Raw genomic sequence first — 19,686 nt, 5'->3', positions numbered from 1 at the left:
ATCCACACAAGTTGTTCTTCATAATCTCTTAATGATCTTCTTACTACTTCGTCAGTAGCAAGCTAGGTCGGCTATATTACTCTCTATCTCTAGAAAGTCAACCAGTAATGAAAATTATTTTTAAACTCCCTTTCTAAAACCCAACTTAACTATTTCATGCTAAGTTACTGTTTTATCAGAAGTTTTAATCTTCATCACCGCCGATGGATGTGCATTCTACAGTATTTCAGATGCCTTGCAACAACTTTTTTAAATAAATCTTACCGCATGTCTAATTTTTAGTCTTTTATGAAGTTTTTATCCATTTATTATACAATTTTGCTTAAATTACGCCTATTCCTAGTAATACAGTTTATTATTCCGGGTTAAACAACGCCACTATACTCAGAACAAGGCTTTGGGGTTTCCTTATGCATCGCTCTATTTATTTATCTTTATGCTTATTTTCTTTGGCCTCTAGCCCATTAATTTTTGCTGAAGACACTACTCAGGCTGAACAGACTGAAATAGAAACTGAATCTTCTACTACTACTGATACGGTTCCACTCAGAGAAAAAATATCTTCCAAGGTGAGTCACCTGCAAACCCAGCTAAAAGTCGATGCTAGTGCTGCACAGGCTGAAGAAGTTAAAGATCCTTTTCAGAGCTGGAATAGAAAGGTGTATCAATTTAATGATGCAATCGATCAGGCAGTCGTTCGCCCCATTGCGGTTCAGTATCAGAAAAAGGTTCCTCAAGATGTTCGTGGCAGCTACACCCAGTTCCGTAGCAATTTGGGTGAACCATGGAATGCGGTAAACCAGTTGATTCAGGGCCGTCCTGCTCGTGCGGCAAAATCTTTGGGCCGTTTTACCATTAATACCTTAACTACTTTAGGTCTGGCAGATCCTGCCCGTCGTCTGGGATTGGATCATGAAGATGAAAAGTTCGGGATCACACTAGGTTATTATGGTGTACCTTCTGGCCCTTATGTGATGTTACCGTTCCTAGGCCCAAGTTCTGTGCGTGATACTTTCGGTATGGCAGTCGATAGCCAGACCCGTCCACAGAAATATATTCTTGAAGATGATGAAGGCTTGTATTGGGGTGATCAATTCTGGCGTGCAATTGATAATCGTGCAGAATTACTTGATATTGAAGGTGTGTTAACAGGTGATCGTTATGCACAAATTCGCGATATTTATTTGCAGCGCACCAATTATATGATTGCCCAGAAAAAAGGTCTGGAACAGGAATCTTTATTCCTTGAAGATGACTTCGATGATGAAAATCTTGAAGATGAATCTCTCGATGAAAATGAGACTGAATCTTCTAGTGATGACCTTTGAAACCTAAGCTCAATGATGATTTGCTAGCGGAAACTGTTCGCTAGCAATCATTTGCTTGTTATAGTACATCTTATAACTCATTCCAGGATCGAACTACCTGTCTATGTATTTCATTCAACCTACCCGTGATATTCCTTATTTAGATCAAGTACTTGAGAAGCTTCCGCACGTTCAAGTAATCAAGCTGGAAGATCACGAGTTGTACGATGCAACGATTATTGCTATTGCAGATGTACATGATTATCTGAAATATAAGTGGAACCTTCCGACTGTAGTATTAGCGCTAGAAAATGAAGGAACAGCCTTGGCACAAGCTTGGGAACAAGGTGCTTTGGCAGGCTGGATCTGGGATAAACTGCCTGAACAACCCGATATCGCATTACAAAAAATTGATGCGCAATATAAGCGTAATCAGGATAGTCGTGATCTTCCTTCTGCGGCAGAGCTACAAAAACGTCTGCTGCCGAATGAAATTAAATTAACCAATTATGCGGTTGAAACCTATTTTCAGCCTTCTGCCTATCTATCTGGCGATTGGTACGATTACTGGAAAATCAGCGATAAAGAAATCATTTTTTATCTTGCGGATGTTTCTGGTCATGGCGTTACCAGCAGTTTATTAACGTCCTGGATGGCGGCTTTTCATGGTCGCTCCAAAACGCCTCGTGAGCTAATCAAGAAACTAAACGGGATGCTGGTTCAGGAAAATATCGAAAAGCATATCACCATGATTGCCGGAATCCTGAACCTGGAAACCCATGTCTTGAAATGGTCCAGTGCTGGTCACTACCCTCCTCCGATTATCTTTGAACCGAATCAGGAACCAAAAATCCTGTCATCCAGCAGCTTCCCTCTTGGCCTCACTGAAGACCTTGAGGTAGACGAAAATGAGTATATCTTCAGCCGCAATGCACGTTTCATTATCTGTTCAGATGGGGCATTGGAGCCGTTTAGCGGCGGTCTGAATGAACAATTTTCCCAATTATTGCATCACTTACAAAACGAATCCTTCGAAGCACCCGAACATGTTGCCGACGATATTGCCATTCTCAGCTTTATAAGAGTGAAATAGCAGTATAATCACAAGTTTTATAAGCACTTAATTTGATTGCGACTTTCAGCTACTTGAGTATCTATAGACCCTATGGGATAATTTAATATCCTTCTCTGCAAATGGCATTTATATGTCAACAGGTCATGTTGAATATGCAAGCTTGAATGGAACGCATATTTTTAAGCTTATCGGCGAAGTGCGGGCCCAATCTTGTATTAGTCTAGACAAATTACTGAACAAACTTGAGCAGCAGGACAACGTTGTTGGCGCAATTGTTGATCTGACTGAAACCAGCTTTATTGACAGCACTGTACTGGGTGTCCTGGCAAAATTAGGACTTAAACTTAAGCAGCTCCATAAGATCCAGGCGGTGATGTTGTCGACTAACTCTGATATCACGACTCTGGCCAACAGTATGGGCTTGGGGCAGGTCTTTGTCATTTTGGATTACTGCGGTGATTCAAATGTATGTACGCGTAAACTGATGGAAGAACATGTGACGCATCAAGCGATGCTGAAAACTGTTCTGGATGCACACAAGACTTTAATGCGGTTAAATCAGAGCAACCAGAATATGTTTGAGCCCTTGGTCAAACAGTTGCAAAAAGAACAAGATAATCTAGATCAAGTGTCTGAACAAAAGGTATAAACACACAATAAGGAATCCCTATGACTTTACTTTCTGTTGCACAGATGAATTCCCAGAATGAAATTGAGCAAAATTTCATGACCATCGAATCATTAATTCAACAAAGTAAAGCAAAAGGCGCTGAACTTATTGTCTTTCCTGAAAATTTCGTCTGTTTTGCTGCTGGTAAACAGCACGAAACTGCTGCTCAGTTCGAGAGCATTCAACAACGTCTGGAACAGCTGGCTCATCAATATCAGATCTGGATTATCGCGGGGACATTACCCTGTCCTTATCGTCCTGATGGTTCGATTATTGAAGATGGCCGGGTTCGAACCGTAAGTCTATGTATTAGCCCAGAAAAAACTGAAGCCCGCTATGACAAGATTCACCTCTTTGATGTACAGGTCGGTGATGCTGTTGGTGGCTATCAGGAATCCCAATTTTTTGAACCAGGTACCGATATTGTTGTTGCGAAAACGCCTTTTGGCAATATCGGTATGATGGTCTGCTATGACCTGCGTTTCCCTGAACTCGCGCTTCATTTACGTGGCCAAGGCGCGAATATTTTAACTGCGCCATCTGCCTTTACTTACACCACTGGCCAAATGCACTGGCAATTATTATTGCAAGCACGTGCTATGGATACCCAATGCACAGTTCTCGGTGCTGCTCAACAGGGTTGGCATGGTGAAAAACGTCAAACTTGGGGACATGCCGCTGCCACAAACAGCCGTGGTCAACTTCTCGATATGGTGCATGCGGAAGGCGCACAGATTATTACGGTTGATTTTGATTTGACTGAGCAGGCCAAAGTGCGTGAGTCTATGCCACTCATGCAGCATCACAAGTTATTACAATTTTCTTAAGTCAGACTTTCTACTGCATTCTCATTCGCTTGCATAAATTAACAAAATCCCTGCTTATTCTTCCCTAGAAATTATGGAGCATAGAAGTTCCATAAAAGAACAAGCAGGAAATACTCTCATGTCATTAGAAAAAGCAGTATATACCGCACGTGCCAAAGCTACAGGCGGTCGGGATGGCCGTGCAACCTCTGACGATCAGATTCTGGATGTAAAACTGGCAGTGCCTAAGGAAATGGGTGGCCCAGGTGGCGGAACCAATCCTGAACAATTGTTCGCTGCAGGTTATTCAGCCTGTTTTTTAGGTGCCATGAAGTTTGTTGCCAACCGGGATAAAATCAATATTAGCAAAGATGCCTATATTGAGGGTGAAGTTGGCATTGGTCCGATTCCTACCGGTTTTGGTATTGAAGTGACTTTAAATGTTCATTTAGAAGGCATGGAACAGGAAGAAGCTCAAAAGCTGGTCGATGCCGCACACATCGTTTGTCCTTATTCAAATGCAACCCGTAACAATATTGATGTTACTTTGAATGTCATCACCTAAGTCTAAATAAATATTTGACTCTCTATCCTGAAAAATCAGAAGTCATTTCAGGATAGAGCTGATCATTCTTATAAAATTTTGATCAAAATTGCTTTATGCTATTTAATAGAAAAATGATCATTTGAGATATTTATTTAAGAAAACAGTGCCTTCCTATCCCATCGAATAAAAATTTACTCTGCCGCCTCATTGGTTACACGCAGAACTTCTTCAATCGTGGTTTTACCAGCCAGCACTTTACGTAAACCATCATCGCGAATTGAACCTGATTGCTGACGTGCATAGGTTTCCAGCTCATATTCAGCCGCATTGCCATGAATCAGACGGCGCATATGTTCATCAACCGGTACAATTTCATAAATGGCAGTACGTCCACTAAAGCCGGTATTCCCACAGCGTTCACAACCGTGCGGTTGAGGTAATCTTAAATCCTGTGGATGCTCAATATGTTCAAACAGATTTTTCTCAAATGCATCTGCATCCTTCCAGGTCGCACAATGTGGACATAAGGTACGCACCAGACGCTGAGCAACTACGCCAATTAAAGAGCTGGATAGTAAGAATGGCTCAATTCCCATATCTTTTAAACGCGTCACTGCACCAATCGCAGTATTGGTATGTAGTGTTGATAATACCAGGTGACCAGTCAATGATGCCTGAACTGCAATTTCTGCAGTTTCCAGATCACGGATTTCCCCCACCATCACCACATCTGGATCCTGACGTAACATGGCTTTTAAGGCACGGGCAAAGGTCATATCGACTTTGGTATTTACCTGAGTCTGACCAATCCCTTCTAACTGATATTCCACTGGATCTTCAGCTGTCAGAATATTTTTGGAACCATCATTTAGATCAGAGAGTGCTGCATATAAGGTGGTGGTCTTACCCGAACCGGTAGGTCCAGTCACCAGAATAATACCATGAGGACGATGCACCAGGGTCTTGAGTCGATCATAATCGTTATTCATCAAGCCCAGATGAGTCATATTCAGACGGCCAGCCTGCTTATCCAGCAAACGCATCACCACCCGCTCACCATAAGAAGATGGCAAGGTCGAAACACGAACATCGACTTCGCGACCTGCCAGACGCAAGGAAATACGGCCATCCTGAGGAATCCGTTTTTCCGCAATATCCAGCTTGGCCATGACCTTGATCCGTGATACCAGTAATGGTGCCAGCTCACGACGCGGCTGCACAATTTCACGTAGTTGCCCATCGACACGCAAGCGTACAGAAAGTCGTTTTTCGAAGGATTCCACATGAATATCTGAGGCGCCAACACGGATTGCTTCAGACAACAAGGCATTGATCAGACGGACAATAGGCGCATCATCCTCCTGATCCATCAGATCTTCGGCTTCAGGGACCGAATCAGCAAGGCTTAATAAATCCGGGTGATCTTCCAGACCAGCCGCGACCTGCTGTGACTCACCACTATCGCCGGCAAAACTGGAACTGAGTAACTGATTGAATTCTTGTTCTGTACAATATTGATACTGAGCCGGATGACCCAGCAAACGGCGTGCTTCCTGTAATGCAAGCATAGATGTATTGTCACGACGGACAATAAAAGCCTGATCTCCCTCATAACGCAATAGCACACCATGACGTTTCGCAAAGCTATACGGGATTTGTAATTGTTTCAGTACTTGCATCGCAGATTATAATAATGATGAAAAAATTTAAATTGAGTGTACTCTAAGCATATGACAGCGTGAAGTATGTTTTCAAAGATTTAGTAAGAAAGGATGCCAACATTGCCGCAAGATCAAGAGGAATTAAACCTGCAGTCTCCCAGAATTCAATGGTGGGGAGAGCAAAGTTTTGAAATTAACGAGTCCAAGGCTTGGCAATTTGGCTCTCTGCTGTTTCGTTTGACCAGAGGTTTGCAGGAATGGCGAATGGAATATTATCGTCCGACGGTGCAGTACGATTATGAACAGCAATGGCATCAGATTAATGATCCACTGTTTGCATTTCCGAAACCGGTGAAAATTGAACGCTATATGTTCAAATCTACCCAAAGCAAGTTACAGCTTATGCCGCGTCTGGCGAATCGCTCCGTAGTAATTAAACCGGTTGATCCGATTTATATTCCGGCTGGACAACGTGGAACCCTCTATATCAGCACCCCGCTATGGATTGCCGGTTTTGTCGAAGGTCAACGTGAACCGATTTTTGATCTTCCAGTGATTTTACCGAAAGACACCTGGTTTGGACCCAATCATCGTTCCGGTGAAATTTGCTATGCTACCGCAGTTGACGGAAGAACCGAGCTCCAACAATTACGTCCTCGTGCATTCCGTGCTGTGACCCCGATTGAATTTCATAATACCAGTCAGCAGCAACTGCGTTTCGATCGGATGAATGTTCCAGTACCTGCATTGCCTCTCTTTTATAGTGCCAGCACTGAACGTTTATGGACCTCGCAGATTAAGGTTCTGCATGAAGGTCTGGATCGCCCCCCCCGGATCCGGGTGGAAAACCGTACCCCGCCCAATGCGGGTGAAGTGGATTATTTACACCCACCGCGTGATCCAGCGGGAAATTTATTTAATATGTTTGATTCATTTTTCTAAGAGCGTGTGATGCCAAATTCGAATATTTCAACCGAAGTCACCAACAGTCTCAAGGGAGTATTTACCAATATTAATACGGATCGCCTGACTGAAATTGTCGTCGCGGTTGTGCTGTGTTTTATTGGTTTCCTGATCGCACGTTTTTTCTCGAATGCTTTTATCCGTACTATCGGTATACGCTTTAATGCGCATCAGCAAATGGTCTGGCGCCGCGGGATTTTCTACTTTATTTTCCTGTTGTTTGTGATGGCGAGTTTGAAGGAAGCCGGCTTTAAACTCAGTGTTTTCCTCGGTGCAGCGGGTATTTTAACTGTGGCTTTGGGTTTCGCTTCTCAAACCTCTGCATCCAACCTGATCAGCGGTATCTTCCTGATTGGTGAAGGATCTTTTGAGGTCGGTGATACCATTCAGATTACACTGATTCGTGGACATACCGTTGAAGGTGAAGTGATTTCGATTGATCTGCTCTCGGTTAAACTGCTTACTCAAGATAATATCTATATACGTTTGCCGAACGAACAACTGATTCGGGCTCCGGTACACAACCTGTCCAAGTTTCCAATCCGGCGTATTCCGATTACCTTGGCTATTAATTTTCATGAAGACATCATCAAGGTGCGTGAAGTACTGCTTGATGTTGCCAATAAATATCCGCTGGTTCTGGCCGATCCAAAGCCTGCAGTCACAGTCACCGCCTTCCGTGAATCTTCGATTGAACTTTTGTTTGCGATTTGGTGTCAGCAGGAAAATTATCTGAAAGTCCGTGATGAAATGCAGGAACGGATTCGAAATGGCTTTCTCGATAACCAGATTGAAATTCCGGTACCGAAAATGGGCTTTGTTGATCATCCACTGGCTCGCCCACTGGAAAATGAAGACGTTGATCAATATGCCAATGAGAAGGAGCTGAAGAGAGAGCCGGATTTAAAATAACTTTTTCTAAATCCCTCCTCACCTCCCTTTACTAAGGGAGGAACTGTCATAAAAAGCCTGTCTTTCTTTTACATATCGCTTAAAGCTGTGCTTTAAGCTCGTTCAGGGTTTGGGGAGATTAAATTAACGCTCAAATCGAGTAATTTAGATTCAAACCCTTTTCTCCCCATCCGGCATTGGTGCTATATACGCAATCAGTAGCATGACCCCACCGGCCAGCAAGAATGAAATCACACGTGTCAGTGTACCGGTATGAGACAGGTCGAATAACACCAGCTTCAAGCTGACGATCACCAGAATACTGCCTCCTAAAATCCACATTGGTTTAAGCCTTTTTAGCGTAGCCGTCCACATGGTTGCCCAAGCCAACAATACCCAAAGAATCGTCAAGCTTAGCTGCACCGTAGCATTGCTCCACAATTCCAGACTATTAAATGGTATTTGCAGATAGATATGTAGAGCCCGTAATACAATATAGCTCGACAGCCATAACAGGCTTAGCACCATCAGTACCGACATCATACCGCGATCGTGTCCTGCCCGAATCTGCTGCAACAGCATCCATAGGAAACTGGCAAGCATGGCCAGACTGATCAGATCAAATGGATTGAATAGAGGCAGCCAGTAATATTGGAAAGCTTGCTGGTTAAACAGCTGTGAGCATATTAACCAAGCTCCCATTAACACTAAGCAGTTTTTACTCTGCCAGAGTAAGCGCCACTCTGAATTTTCTTTTTGCCGGTAACACCAGAACCAGAATACAAGAGGCAGAATTACCATACTGAGATAAGGCATGCTCGGTATTAGGCATAAACTGGCTAAAGCCAGGCTGGCAAAAACACCAAAGCTCATCCACTCTTTGGATAAATCAATCCCTTTCACCGGTCTTAACCATAAAGCAGCCAGCAATAATGATGAAAGTGCAAAGATTCCACGCTCCAAAGCACTTGGCCAGACCAGAATCCCATTTTCGCTATGATCAACAGCCAGCAAAATCGCAATGATCACCAATGGCGTAAGACTGCTCCATTTTGGCAATAACCAGCACCATTCCTGATGCTTGCGTTGTATGATTTCACTTAGAACCGTATGACCCAGTACAAGACTGAATAAACTATAAATATAGGTCTGCTCATGAGCAAATTCATCTTCAAGCAAGGCAAACAACATCAAAATTCCAGCAAAACTGAGAATGCTCAGAAAACTGATACTTAAACTATTCAGCTGCTGGCGATATTTGGCTTTAAGCTGACTCAGGAAGACGACGGCGACATAACAGAAGCTGAGAATCCAGAAAATTTCCCGCGGTGTGGGATTAAGCTCAATCAGATAGTAAACACTACTGAAGCCTGCCATGATCAGCAGTCCCATACTCAGATAATGCGCAACCCGAATATTCTTTTCCAATGCCCAGAGATAAATTAGTACTCCTTCAACCGCCCAACCGACTACGCTCCACTGCTCTGTCAATAAAATGGGTGGAACCAAAGCCAGAAAGATCAGCATCAAGCTGAGATAACTTTGGGAAATGACCTGAATACTTTCTCTACGACGCACTAAAGTCCAACAGATTGCAAATATCCCGGCAAATAACAGACTAAATCCGGCTTGCCAAAGCTTTTGATCAGGCTGATTGAAATGAATCAGATACAGGAAAATATAGGCGGTAATCGGTGCAGCGAAAATTAGGGCAAGATCCAGAACCGGTTTTAAACGAAAACGGGAAAGATCCTGCCGGGCCAGTAACTGGCTAAAGCGAAAGCCCAGCCAGATGAATACCGCACTATGTGCCAGAATCAGAGTCGTCATCGTATAACGTTCGTATGTATGACCATGAATCAGGCTATACATTCCACCTACTATGACTGTGACCAGAAAAGCAATCTGGTTCAGGATTTTCCAGGGCCGCAAACTGCTGAGTAACAGCACGCCGATATTAATCAGCAGATAATAACTGATGAACTCAACCGCAGAAGCATCTCGGGTCGGCAAGGTAAACGGCGCCAGATAGGCAATGAATAAGGCCATGACTGCCAGCTCAATACTTTCCTGTTTCAAGCTTAAGTACAGCGTAATTGCCAAAATGACCAAGAACACCAGAGCTGCCAGTGGCAACGTGGCAATCACCAGATTGTAATAGGCAAAGAACAAGGTCAGAAATAGTGCCCCTAATCCCAAGCCTTCTAGTGCCAGACCGAAACTGCGGTTTTTAGCGATCAGGGTATAACCCAATCCGGTCACAACAACAGCAGATAAAGCGACCAGTCCTAATTTTACCGCCAAGCTCAGCTGCCAGTGCTCTGTTGCAAAACGAAGTAATAAAATGATTCCGATTACCAAAATGGCGATCGCAGCTTTGAGAACTGGATTTCCGCGAAAAATCCACTGTTGGATCTGATCCAGCAATTGTGATTGATCTGGACTAGCTTGAGCAGCAATAGGTAAAGGAATATCTGGTTGAGTGATTTCTGGATGTGTCTGATCTGCTGATCGGTAACGAGATTGCAACTGGATAATATTACGTTCCAAACGTTGTAGCCAGCGTAATAGAAAGAAAATCCAGGCGGTAATACCAATGCCCATGAGCCAGTTAAGCTCAGTCACGCCTCCGACAATGGCGATAATAGAAGAAATATATAGCGGTATTTTAGAATTGGCTGACATAATCACCTGCGTCGGTGCTGCCAGATCCCGCATGGGCGCTTCAATGGCACTGATATATTGCATCACGCTGATCAGGAAACCCAGACCAGTGAGATAAGTCACGATCTGCAATTCCAGATACCATGCACTTATTCCCACAATTACCAGACTAATCAGCCAGATCATACGCAATTCATTTTGCCCTGCCGTCATTCTTCTCGTTCTCGTTCCTTAACCATGTCATCATACAACAGCTTGTACTGCTTATTTCATCTTCACCCAATATTCGCTAAGCTGTAGAAACCGACTTGCCCCTGCGAGTGCAGTAAAAATCACGTACAATAAAACTGTTTTTTGAATAAGGAATTGATTACATGCCACCATTTGTCTTGGTCGATGGCTCTTACTTTTTATTTCGTGCCTTTCATGCACTACCACCATTAACCACGTCAACCGGTCTGCACACCAATGCAATTCGTGGTGCAATTTCTGCTATTCAAAAACTGATGCGCCGTACCCAGCCAACCCATATGGCGGTGATTTTCGACACGCCTGAACCGACTTTTCGTCACGAGCTATCACCTATTTATAAAGGTGACCGTCCGAGCATGCCGGAAGAACTGTCACAGCAAATTCCATACTTACATGCCTTGATTCGCGCATTAGGCATTCCCCTGCATATGCTGCCAGGTGCGGAAGCCGATGACATTATTGGTACACTGGCTAAACGTGCTGAAGCTTTAGGTCATCAGGTACTGATTTCAACTGGTGATAAAGACATGGCACAGCTGGTGACTGATAAAGTGACCCTGGAAGACAGTTTCAAAGAAAAACCAATGGATGTTGATGGGGTTTTTGAAAAGTTTGGTGTATGGCCGAACCAGATCATTGACTACCTGACCCTGATGGGCGATGCCTCAGACGGGATTATGGGTGTGCCTGGGATCGGAGCAAAAACTGCAGCCAAATTACTCAATGAATATGGCTCGATTGGTGGCATTCTGGAAAATGTCGACAAGATCAAAGGTAAAGTGGGTCAGAATATTAAAGACAATACCGATGGCATTGCACTGGATCATCAATTGGCCAGCATCATTTGCGATCTGGATTTAAGCTTCACTTATGATGACCTGAAACTTCAGGATCCAAATGTAGAAGCTTTACGTAATCTGTATACCGAACTGGAATTCCGTAACCAGCTACAATCACTGGACCATCCGAATAATCCAAACAACCGTAATTATAAACAGGCTACTCAATCGATTACTGCCAAAGCCGTACCTGAACCTCAAGAAGCCGATGAGCAGCAAGCGACACTGAGCAGTGATAACGATCAGCTTGGAGAAGCGACATATCATACTGTATTAACTCAGGAAGATTGGGACAAGCTGTTTGAACGTTTAAATACTGAAAAACGCTTTGCTTTTGATACTGAAACCACCAGTTTGGATTATCGTATTGCACAGATTGTCGGTTTTTCGGTGGCTTTTGATGCACAGGATGCCTATTACGTACCATTGGCACATGATTATGAAGGTGCACCAGAACAGCTAAATCGTGAAAAAATTCTGGCTCAGATCAAACCGATTTTAGAAGATGAAGCGATTCAGAAAATTGGCCACCACCTGAAATATGATGCGCATGTTCTGGAAAATCACGGCATTCATCTGGCGGGCTGGTATTTTGATACCATGCTGGCTTCTTATGTGCTGAACTCGGTTGCCACCCGTCATGGCATGGATGATGTGGCTCGTCTGTACTTAAGCCACTTAACCACGACCTATGAACAGGTGGCAGGTAAAGGCGCCAAACAAAAAACTTTCAATAAAATCGAGATCGAAGCCGCAGCACACTACGCCGCAGAAGATGCACATGTGACCTATCGTCTGTTTGAAGTACTCAGCAAAAAGCTGCAGACTTATCCTGAACTGGTCAATATTCTGCATAATATTGAAATGCCAGTAGCCCGTGTGCTGACCAGTATGGAAGAAAATGGCATCCGACTGGATCTGGCTTTTCTGGATCAACTCGGTTGTGAGTTCGCTCAAACCATGCAGAATCTGGAAAATCAGATCACGGAAATAGCCGGTGAAGCGTTTAATGTCAGCTCTCCGAAACAGGTCGGTGAAGTTCTGTTTGATAAACTAGGCCTAAAAGGTGGCAAAAAGACCTCTACCGGTCAGTACAGCACCAGTGAAAGTGTGCTGGAAAAACTGGAACACCCGATTGCTGAACTTATTCTGGAGTATCGGGGTCTGTCTAAACTGAAAAGTACCTATACCGATGGTCTATGCAAGCAGGCCAATAATGAGACCCATCGTGTGCATACCAGTTATCATCAGGCACTGACTGCAACCGGCCGTTTATCGTCTACTGATCCAAACCTGCAGAACATTCCAATTCGTGCGGAAATCGGACGTCAGATTCGTAAGGCCTTTATTGCGCCTGAAGGCCGTGTCTTACTCGCAGCCGATTATTCACAGATTGAATTGCGTCTGATGGCACATTTATCTCAGGATGATGCGCTAGTAGATGCCTTTAACCATGGACAGGACGTGCACCGCCGTACCGCAGCTGAAGTTCTGGGTATCCCGCTTGAAGAAGTAACCAATGATCAGCGTCGTCAGGCTAAAGCCGTGAACTTCGGTCTGCTCTATGGCATGTCTGAATTTGGCCTGACTCGTCAGTTAGGTTTTACTCGTCAGGAATCCCAGGAATATATCAAACAGTATTTCCGTCGTTATCCGGGGATTTATGAATATATGCAGCGTACCCGTCAGGTGGCATTGGAACAAGGCTTCGTTGAAACCATTCTAGGCCGCCGTTTATACACACCTGATATCGATGCCCGTAACATGATGGTCCGCAAAGCCGCTGAACGTGCTGCGATTAATGCACCATTACAAGGTTCGGCTGCAGACATCATTAAAATGGCGATGATTGAGGTTGATAAAATGCTACCTAAAGATCAGGCCAAAATGCTGCTACAAGTCCACGATGAATTGGTATTTGAAGTCGATGAAGCGATTGCAGATGAACTGGCACCTCAACTGGCTGAAGTGATGCAATCCGTGATTGAAATTTCTGTGCCTTTGGTCGTGGAAGTTGGTAAAGGCATGAACTGGGATGAGGCACACTAATACTAAAGCTCCTTCCTCCTTTTAGGAGGAAGGTTGGGATGGAGGTTATTTAAATTTATAGACCTCACCCTGACCCTCTCCTACAAGGAGAGGGAATTTTCTTGAAATAAAAAAAGGACGCCTAAGCGTCCTTTTTCTTTGGGATCTGATTAAAGACCGGTTAGCAATACAATTGCCACCTGGTTCATAATCATTTCAATTACGATCAGTGCCAAAATTGCCAGAATTGGAGACAGATCGATCATTCCCATATTCGGCATGATACGGCGGAACGGTGCCAATAATGGTTCTGCAAGTTCCTGAACCACTTCAATATAAGGTGAGCGGGATTGCGTAAACATCACCACCCAGCTCAAAATAATCGTTGCAAAAATCAGGTAACGACAGAAGCGGATCAAATCCTGCATCATGGTGACGAAGGTTAGAATAAGCAAATGGATTGGACCATTTGGCATTCCCCCGGACAAATACATGATGCCAAAAATTTTCAGCAAATACAGCACGACTAAAAGTGCCAGTGCAGCAGTATTCACCCGGCCTTTACCTGCGGTTGGGAAAATACGCCCAAAAACATCTACAATTTTAGTCGCTTTGACAGTAGATAGAACGACAGGATTATAAGGACTCACCGCGGCCAATTGCATTAAAAAGCGGAAGAATACGAGCAAAATCGCGACGTTAATGATAATGCCAAAAATTAGCGCAGAATTTGCACCCATACTTGAACGTTCCTAAAAATTAAACTGATAGATTATTTGCTATTGTCACTGAGCTCTTGGGCCAGTTCCTGACTACGTTTTTGCGCAGCAGCAAGCGCTGCCTGAATATTCTGAGAAATTTGCGCGCGATCAAATACTTCCAATGCCGCTTGAGTTGTACCATTCGGAGATGTGACATTCTTACGCAGCTCTGCTGGTGTATTAGAACTGGTGATCGCCATTTGCGCTGCCCCCAAAGCAGTTTGCAACGTCAATGCAGTAGCTACTTTTTCATCCAGACCTAAATTCTTGCCTGCACGAATCATGCTTTCCATCATATAGAAGAAATAAGCAGGACCTGAACCGGACACAGCAGTTACGGCATCAATCTGAGCTTCTGAGTTTACCCAAATTGTCAGGCCGGTAGAAGCCAAAACCTGACTCGCCAGCTCACGGTCATCATTACCCACTTCTTCATTGGCAAATAAACCATGTGCACCAGTCTGTACCAATGCGGGTGTATTTGGCATCACACGGACAATACGGTCAGTACCCAATAGCGCAGATAGTGTTGCAATCTCGGCACCAGCGACAATTGAGATCACCAGCTTGCCATCAAGTAAACCTTGAAGTGGTTTTAACACACTAGCTAAAACCTGTGGTTTGACTGCAAACAGGACGATATCCGCATCTTTAATAGCAGCAATATTATCATCAGTGACATTGACTTCTTTTTCTGCAAGAAGTGAGCGTACTTTCTCAACCGGATCAGAAACTGTAATACGCGTTGCTGGCAACCCCTGTGAAATCAGCCCGCCAATCAGAGCTTGAGCCATATTACCGCCACCAATAAAACTAATATTACAATTTAAAGCTGCACTCATGTTTAATGCTCGTCGTTGAATTCTAAAGTTGAAGAAACCGAAATGGGTAGCCACCCCCCTGCCTCACAATATGCAGATTGAGCTAACCAAAATCCTTTAGGTGTAAACACGCCTAGCATAACATTATCTGTGCTTAATATTTGAATAGTATGCCGAGTCCAGGGAAATATTTGCGCTTCCTGAATGGCTTTTTTGAGCGGCCAGTGCCCCATCCGGCCATAGAGATGAATTTTTTCACCCCCCTTCCGTTGACGTAAATACAAGGGTTGTCCTAATAAAGTGGGAGACAATCCTATCTCAGCCCTTTGAATCCCGAATTGACCAGAAGGAAGATGAACCTGATCTTTATTCTGTAAAATGATCTGCTGTTCAGCTACGTTTAGCTGTTGATCAGCCAGATAAACTTCAGCTTTTAGGCGATGTAACTGCTGCTGATAACGCACATAGTAATAACCCGACCAATGTAGCGCTGCCTGAGTATCCTGTTTAGCCTTGATTACTTCAGTCTGTACACGCTTAACCATGTCCAGAGAGGGACGATATTGTCCCTCACCTTTCATCCAGACTGAGAGTAACTGGCGCTGTCGTGCTTTGGATAAACTTAAGAGAGGAAATAAATTGAGAATTTCGTCGTTGCCACAGAATTTTAGATCTTGCTCCAATACTTCTTGCAGAATGTTTTGCGCATCTTGCATCAGTTCACTGGTACGTGCCAAGGCGGACTGCATTTTCGGATAGCGATGACTTAAGACTGGCCATAGCACCTGACGTGCCCAAGCACGGTCATAATGGGTATTCTGATTGGTCGGATCTTCAATATTCTGGATGTTTAAATCTGCTGCCCATTGGCAAATCTGCTCACGGGAAATATCCAGCAGTGGCCGCCAAATGGTTAAATCGTGGCGTATATCGATCGCTTTCATGGCAGCCAGACCATCAATCCCTGCACCAGAAAGTAAGCGCAACATTAAAGTTTCTGCTTGATCTTGCTGATGATGGGCTAAGACCAAAATTTCATCGGGCTGAAGATGTTGTAAATAAGCTTGGTAACGCGATTGGCGAGCCTGAGATTCCAGATTGCCACTGGCAACATGGACGGGCTGAATGATGCAGGGAATATTTAGTTGCTGACACTGTTGATGGACAAAAGCGCTCCATTCCCCGCTGATACTTTGCAATTGATGATCAACATAGATCGCACGGATTTTTTCCGGGCACAAAAAAAACATCAGATGCAGCAACAGCATGGAATCCACGCCGCCACTACATCCGATTAGAAATTTTGTCTCTGCAGGAAAGCCCTGCAGTTGCTTTAAGATGCCAGACCTAAATTGTCGCTGCCAAACTTCATTAAACGTTGGTAACGTGCTTCGCATCGTGCTTGTGGTTCCATTGCTTGCAGTTCATTTAAAGCTTCTTTCAGGACTGCTTTCAGTTGGTACATGACTTCATCCGGATCCAGATGTGCACCTTCACCTTCATCAACGACGTATTCAACAATGCCCATCTTCTGCAATTTTTCAGCAGTTAATGCCAAAGCTTCACTGGCTTGTTCCGCTTTTTCTGCAGTTTTCCACAGAATAGACGCACAACCTTCCGGTGAAATCACTGAATAAATACTGTGAGAGAGCATCACTACACGATCTGCCACGCCAATCCCGAGTGCACCGCCTGAACCACCTTCACCCAGAACAGTGGCAATTACAGGTACTTTCAGATTAGAAAGTTGTGCCAAACTCGATGCAATCGCTTCAGCCTGACCACGCTCTTCCGCACCCACACCGGGGTATGCACCCATGGTATCAATAAAGGTGAAGACTGGCAGATTAAAACGTTCCGCCATATCGAGCAGACGCTGAGCTTTACGGTAACCTTCCGGGTTACTCATTCCAAAATTATGCTGTAATTTTTCACGGGTACTACGACCACGGTGCTGACCCACGATCATCACTGGTTGTCCATCGAAACGTGCCAGACCACCGATCATTGCGCCATCATCACCATAGAGACGGTCGCCATGCAAAGCATCAAATTCAGTGAATATTTCACCTACGTAGTCCAGAAATTGTGGACGTTCCGGATGACGAGCAATCTGTACTGTCGTCCATGCTTTTGATGGGGTAGCTTTATTTTTCATAGGTCAACCGTTTTCATCCCTATAAAGGTATTAATTAACAAATTGTTCAGATTGAACCGAGAGCTCGATCTCCCAATTTTTAAACTGCACCTGTTCATCATGCAGTTCAGCAATCAATAATGGCCATTGTTTGGCATCACCAGAAATGCTGAGCTGCCATTGTTGCGCATTCTTGACCTTAAGTTCAATGGCAGGAAGCATCTCATCACTACGACTGTGATTGACCAAAACCGCCAGACGCAACAGCAAACACAGCTGTAAAAGTTTAGTTCCACCGACTTTCATCACATCATGCTTGGCATCAGCGCGCAATTTACGGCGATGATGTGCGACCAAATGTGACAAATAATTCTGATCTACCTGCGAAAAACCGGCAATGTCAGAATGTTGCAACAAATAGGCACCGTGGCGGTGATAACCACTATGACTGATCGCTAAACCAATTTCGTGCAAATAAGCTGCACGACGAAGTAAATCACTGTCCTCGCTATATAGGCCAAGATCACCTGCTACATCATCAAACAGTTTTTGTGCAGTCTGCACTACACGTTCGGCCTGCTTGGCATCGGCATTATAACGACCAATCAAGGCATGGACTGAACGATCACGTATATCTTCATGCTTGAAACGACCCAAGAGGTCATACATCACACCTTCACGTAATGCTCCATCTGAATAGACCAGATGTGGAATATTCAGTACATCAAATACCGCATATAAAATGGCAATTCCTGCAGGCAAGACTGCACGGCGGTCATCTTTCAGACCTTCAAATTCCATGTCCGAAACATGCTTATATTTGAATAATCTGTCTTTAAGTTTTTCCAGACCTTCACGAGTGAGCTGTTCTTTATCATTGCTCCAGCCCATGTTGACACAGATCTGACGGCAAGCCTTAATCGTACCACTCGAACCAATCACCGCATCCCAACCGGCAGATTTATACGTATTGGCAATGCCTGAAATTTCTTTTCGCGCCGCAGTCACTGCCTTATCAAAGGCTTTATGGGTAATTTCACCATCAGCAAAGAATTTCTTGGTAAAAGTCACACAACCCATCTGCACAGATTCGGTATGAATGGGTTCGAATTCTTCCCCGATAATCAGTTCAGTCGACCCCCCACCGATATCTACCACCAGGCGACGACCAGTATTGGCCATGGTATGTGACACACCGAGATAAATTAGACGCGCTTCTTCACGACCAGCAATAATTTCAATCGGTTTTGGTAAAATTTCAGCCGCTTTCTGAATGAACTCATGACCATTTTTGGCTTGGCGTAATGCATTGGTTGCCACAATCCGTAAACGGTTTGGTTGTACAGAACCCAAACGTCCGACAAAACGGGCCAGACAAGCTAAACCACGCTGCTGTGCGGCTTCAGTTAAATTTTTATTTTCATCCAGTCCCGCAGCAAGCTGAACCTTTTCTGACATTGATGCGACTTTTTTCACTTCGCCATGATCCACCCGGGCAATCGCCAAATGAAAACTGTTTGATCCCATATCGATGGCTGCGAGTAATTCTTCATCAATCAAAAAATCAGACATTCTAGAAATAAACCTTTTAAGAATTGTGCTTAGAGTAATTCACAACCATGCAATTTAAAAGCCATTTGTCAGGACAATTTCGCGTAATTATTTTTTTCATTTATAGGACAATTGTATGAGGCGATGGTGACTATCGTGATCATCCATTAGACAAAACAACATTAAAGCTTGAAAATTTACAGATTCCCCTACATTGTTAAAGATGGCTATGTAATACTAATAATTATAGTCATCTTTATAAAATTAATTCTGGAGCACTCCATGTCTGGCAACATCGTAAACACTACTGACGCAAACTTCGAAGCAGACGTTCTTCAATCAGACGTTCCTGTGCTGGTTGATTTCTGGGCTGGCTGGTGTGCGCCATGTAAAGCTATTGCCCCTGTACTTGAAGTATTGGCTGATGAATATCAAGGCAAAGTGAAAATTGTCAAAGTTGACGTAACGTCTTGCGAACAAACTGCTGTGAACTTCAATATCCGTAACATTCCAGCTTTATTGATGTTCAAAAATGGTGAAGTGGTAGCGACTCAAGTCGGTGCAGTACCAAAATCTAAATTGACTGCATTTATTGATCAAAATATCTAAGCACTAAATGTTCAACTAAAAATACGCGACCAAAGGTTGCGTATTTTTTTCGTCTATAAATTGACAAAAACCTGTTTCTCTCTTATATTTCAACTTCAAGAGAT

At 43.8% G+C, this 19,686-nt stretch carries 16 protein-coding genes; 9 read left to right on the top strand and 7 right to left on the bottom strand.

Translation table 11 applies throughout. The annotated features are described in order from the left end of the window. Positions 1–410: 410 nt before the first annotated feature. From FTV12_RS07975 to FTV12_RS07955, 5 genes are all read left to right on the top strand, one after another. Complete coding sequence (locus tag FTV12_RS07975) at positions 411–1,328, top strand: VacJ family lipoprotein (protein ID WP_034170814.1); 918 nt, start codon at positions 411–413, stop codon at positions 1,326–1,328. A gap of 103 nt (positions 1,329–1,431) precedes the next feature. Next, positions 1,432–2,400: an RsbU family protein phosphatase GigA gene (gigA, locus tag FTV12_RS07970; RefSeq protein ID WP_180033847.1), complete on the top strand. Its 969-nt coding sequence runs from the start codon at positions 1,432–1,434 to the stop codon at positions 2,398–2,400. Between the two features lie 112 nt (positions 2,401–2,512). After that, the gene (gene gigB, locus FTV12_RS07965) at positions 2,513–3,031 is read left to right on the top strand and encodes an anti-anti-sigma factor GigB (protein ID WP_004783532.1); all 519 of its coding nucleotides are present in this window, start codon (positions 2,513–2,515) and stop codon (positions 3,029–3,031) included. 20 nt (positions 3,032–3,051) lie between these two features. Beyond that, the gene (locus FTV12_RS07960; RefSeq protein WP_175965997.1) at positions 3,052–3,879 is read left to right on the top strand and encodes a carbon-nitrogen hydrolase family protein; all 828 of its coding nucleotides are present in this window, start codon (positions 3,052–3,054) and stop codon (positions 3,877–3,879) included. A gap of 118 nt (positions 3,880–3,997) precedes the next feature. Continuing rightward, positions 3,998–4,423: an organic hydroperoxide resistance protein gene (locus FTV12_RS07955; RefSeq protein WP_159123044.1), complete on the top strand. Its 426-nt coding sequence runs from the start codon at positions 3,998–4,000 to the stop codon at positions 4,421–4,423. 173 nt (positions 4,424–4,596) lie between these two features. Here FTV12_RS07955 and gspE read toward each other — a convergent pair whose 3' ends face one another. Next, positions 4,597–6,084, bottom strand: coding sequence for a type II secretion system ATPase GspE (gene gspE, locus FTV12_RS07950; protein WP_180033846.1), 1,488 nt, complete (start codon positions 6,082–6,084; stop codon positions 4,597–4,599). Between the two features lie 102 nt (positions 6,085–6,186). Between gspE and FTV12_RS07945 the strand changes: the two genes are divergently transcribed. Both FTV12_RS07945 and FTV12_RS07940 read left to right on the top strand, forming a co-directional pair. Next, entirely contained in the window at positions 6,187–7,008 is an 822-nt protein-coding gene (locus tag FTV12_RS07945; RefSeq protein ID WP_257220878.1) for a hypothetical protein, read from the top strand. Between the two features lie 9 nt (positions 7,009–7,017). Beyond that, entirely contained in the window at positions 7,018–7,941 is a 924-nt protein-coding gene (locus FTV12_RS07940) for a mechanosensitive ion channel family protein (RefSeq protein WP_180033844.1), read from the top strand. Between the two features lie 150 nt (positions 7,942–8,091). Here the strand turns inward: FTV12_RS07940 and FTV12_RS07935 are convergent, their stop codons facing one another. Beyond that, on the bottom strand, positions 8,092–10,797 hold the full coding sequence (locus tag FTV12_RS07935) for a DUF2339 domain-containing protein (protein ID WP_180033843.1): 2,706 nt from the start codon (positions 10,795–10,797) through the stop codon (positions 8,092–8,094). A 161-nt stretch (positions 10,798–10,958) separates the two neighbouring features. Here FTV12_RS07935 and polA point away from each other — a divergent pair, with 161 nt between their 5' ends. After that, complete coding sequence (gene polA, locus FTV12_RS07930) at positions 10,959–13,724, top strand: DNA polymerase I (protein ID WP_180033842.1); 2,766 nt, start codon at positions 10,959–10,961, stop codon at positions 13,722–13,724. Between the two features lie 149 nt (positions 13,725–13,873). Here the strand turns inward: polA and FTV12_RS07925 are convergent, their stop codons facing one another. From FTV12_RS07925 to ppx, 5 genes are read right to left on the bottom strand one after another with little or no spacing between them, the layout of a single operon-like run. Beyond that, on the bottom strand, positions 13,874–14,443 hold the full coding sequence (locus FTV12_RS07925; protein WP_004783550.1) for a YggT family protein: 570 nt from the start codon (positions 14,441–14,443) through the stop codon (positions 13,874–13,876). Positions 14,444–14,475: 32 nt separating this feature from the next. Beyond that, positions 14,476–15,306 (bottom strand): pyrroline-5-carboxylate reductase, encoded by an 831-nt coding sequence (proC, locus tag FTV12_RS07920; RefSeq protein ID WP_180033841.1) that lies wholly within the window; start codon positions 15,304–15,306, stop codon positions 14,476–14,478. Between the two features lie 2 nt (positions 15,307–15,308). Beyond that, positions 15,309–16,682, bottom strand: a complete 1,374-nt coding sequence (tilS, locus tag FTV12_RS07915) for a tRNA lysidine(34) synthetase TilS (protein ID WP_180033840.1) — start codon at positions 16,680–16,682, stop codon at positions 15,309–15,311. Beyond that, positions 16,619–17,443: an acetyl-CoA carboxylase carboxyltransferase subunit alpha gene (locus FTV12_RS07910; protein ID WP_004783557.1), complete on the bottom strand. Its 825-nt coding sequence runs from the start codon at positions 17,441–17,443 to the stop codon at positions 16,619–16,621. The genes tilS and FTV12_RS07910 overlap by 64 nt, the downstream gene beginning before the upstream one ends. 30 nt (positions 17,444–17,473) lie before the next feature. Next, positions 17,474–18,994, bottom strand: a complete 1,521-nt coding sequence (gene ppx, locus FTV12_RS07905) for an exopolyphosphatase (RefSeq protein ID WP_034170824.1) — start codon at positions 18,992–18,994, stop codon at positions 17,474–17,476. Positions 18,995–19,255: 261 nt separating this feature from the next. Here ppx and trxA point away from each other — a divergent pair, with 261 nt between their 5' ends. Next, positions 19,256–19,582 (top strand): thioredoxin, encoded by a 327-nt coding sequence (gene trxA / locus FTV12_RS07900; RefSeq protein WP_034170825.1) that lies wholly within the window; start codon positions 19,256–19,258, stop codon positions 19,580–19,582. The last annotated feature ends 104 nt before the right edge of the window (positions 19,583–19,686 follow it).

Origin of the sequence: Acinetobacter sp. YH12233, from assembly GCF_013417725.1 — a bacterium.
Lineage (GTDB): Bacteria > Pseudomonadota > Gammaproteobacteria > Pseudomonadales > Moraxellaceae > Acinetobacter.
This window is presented reverse-complemented; position numbering and strand designations above follow the sequence as displayed.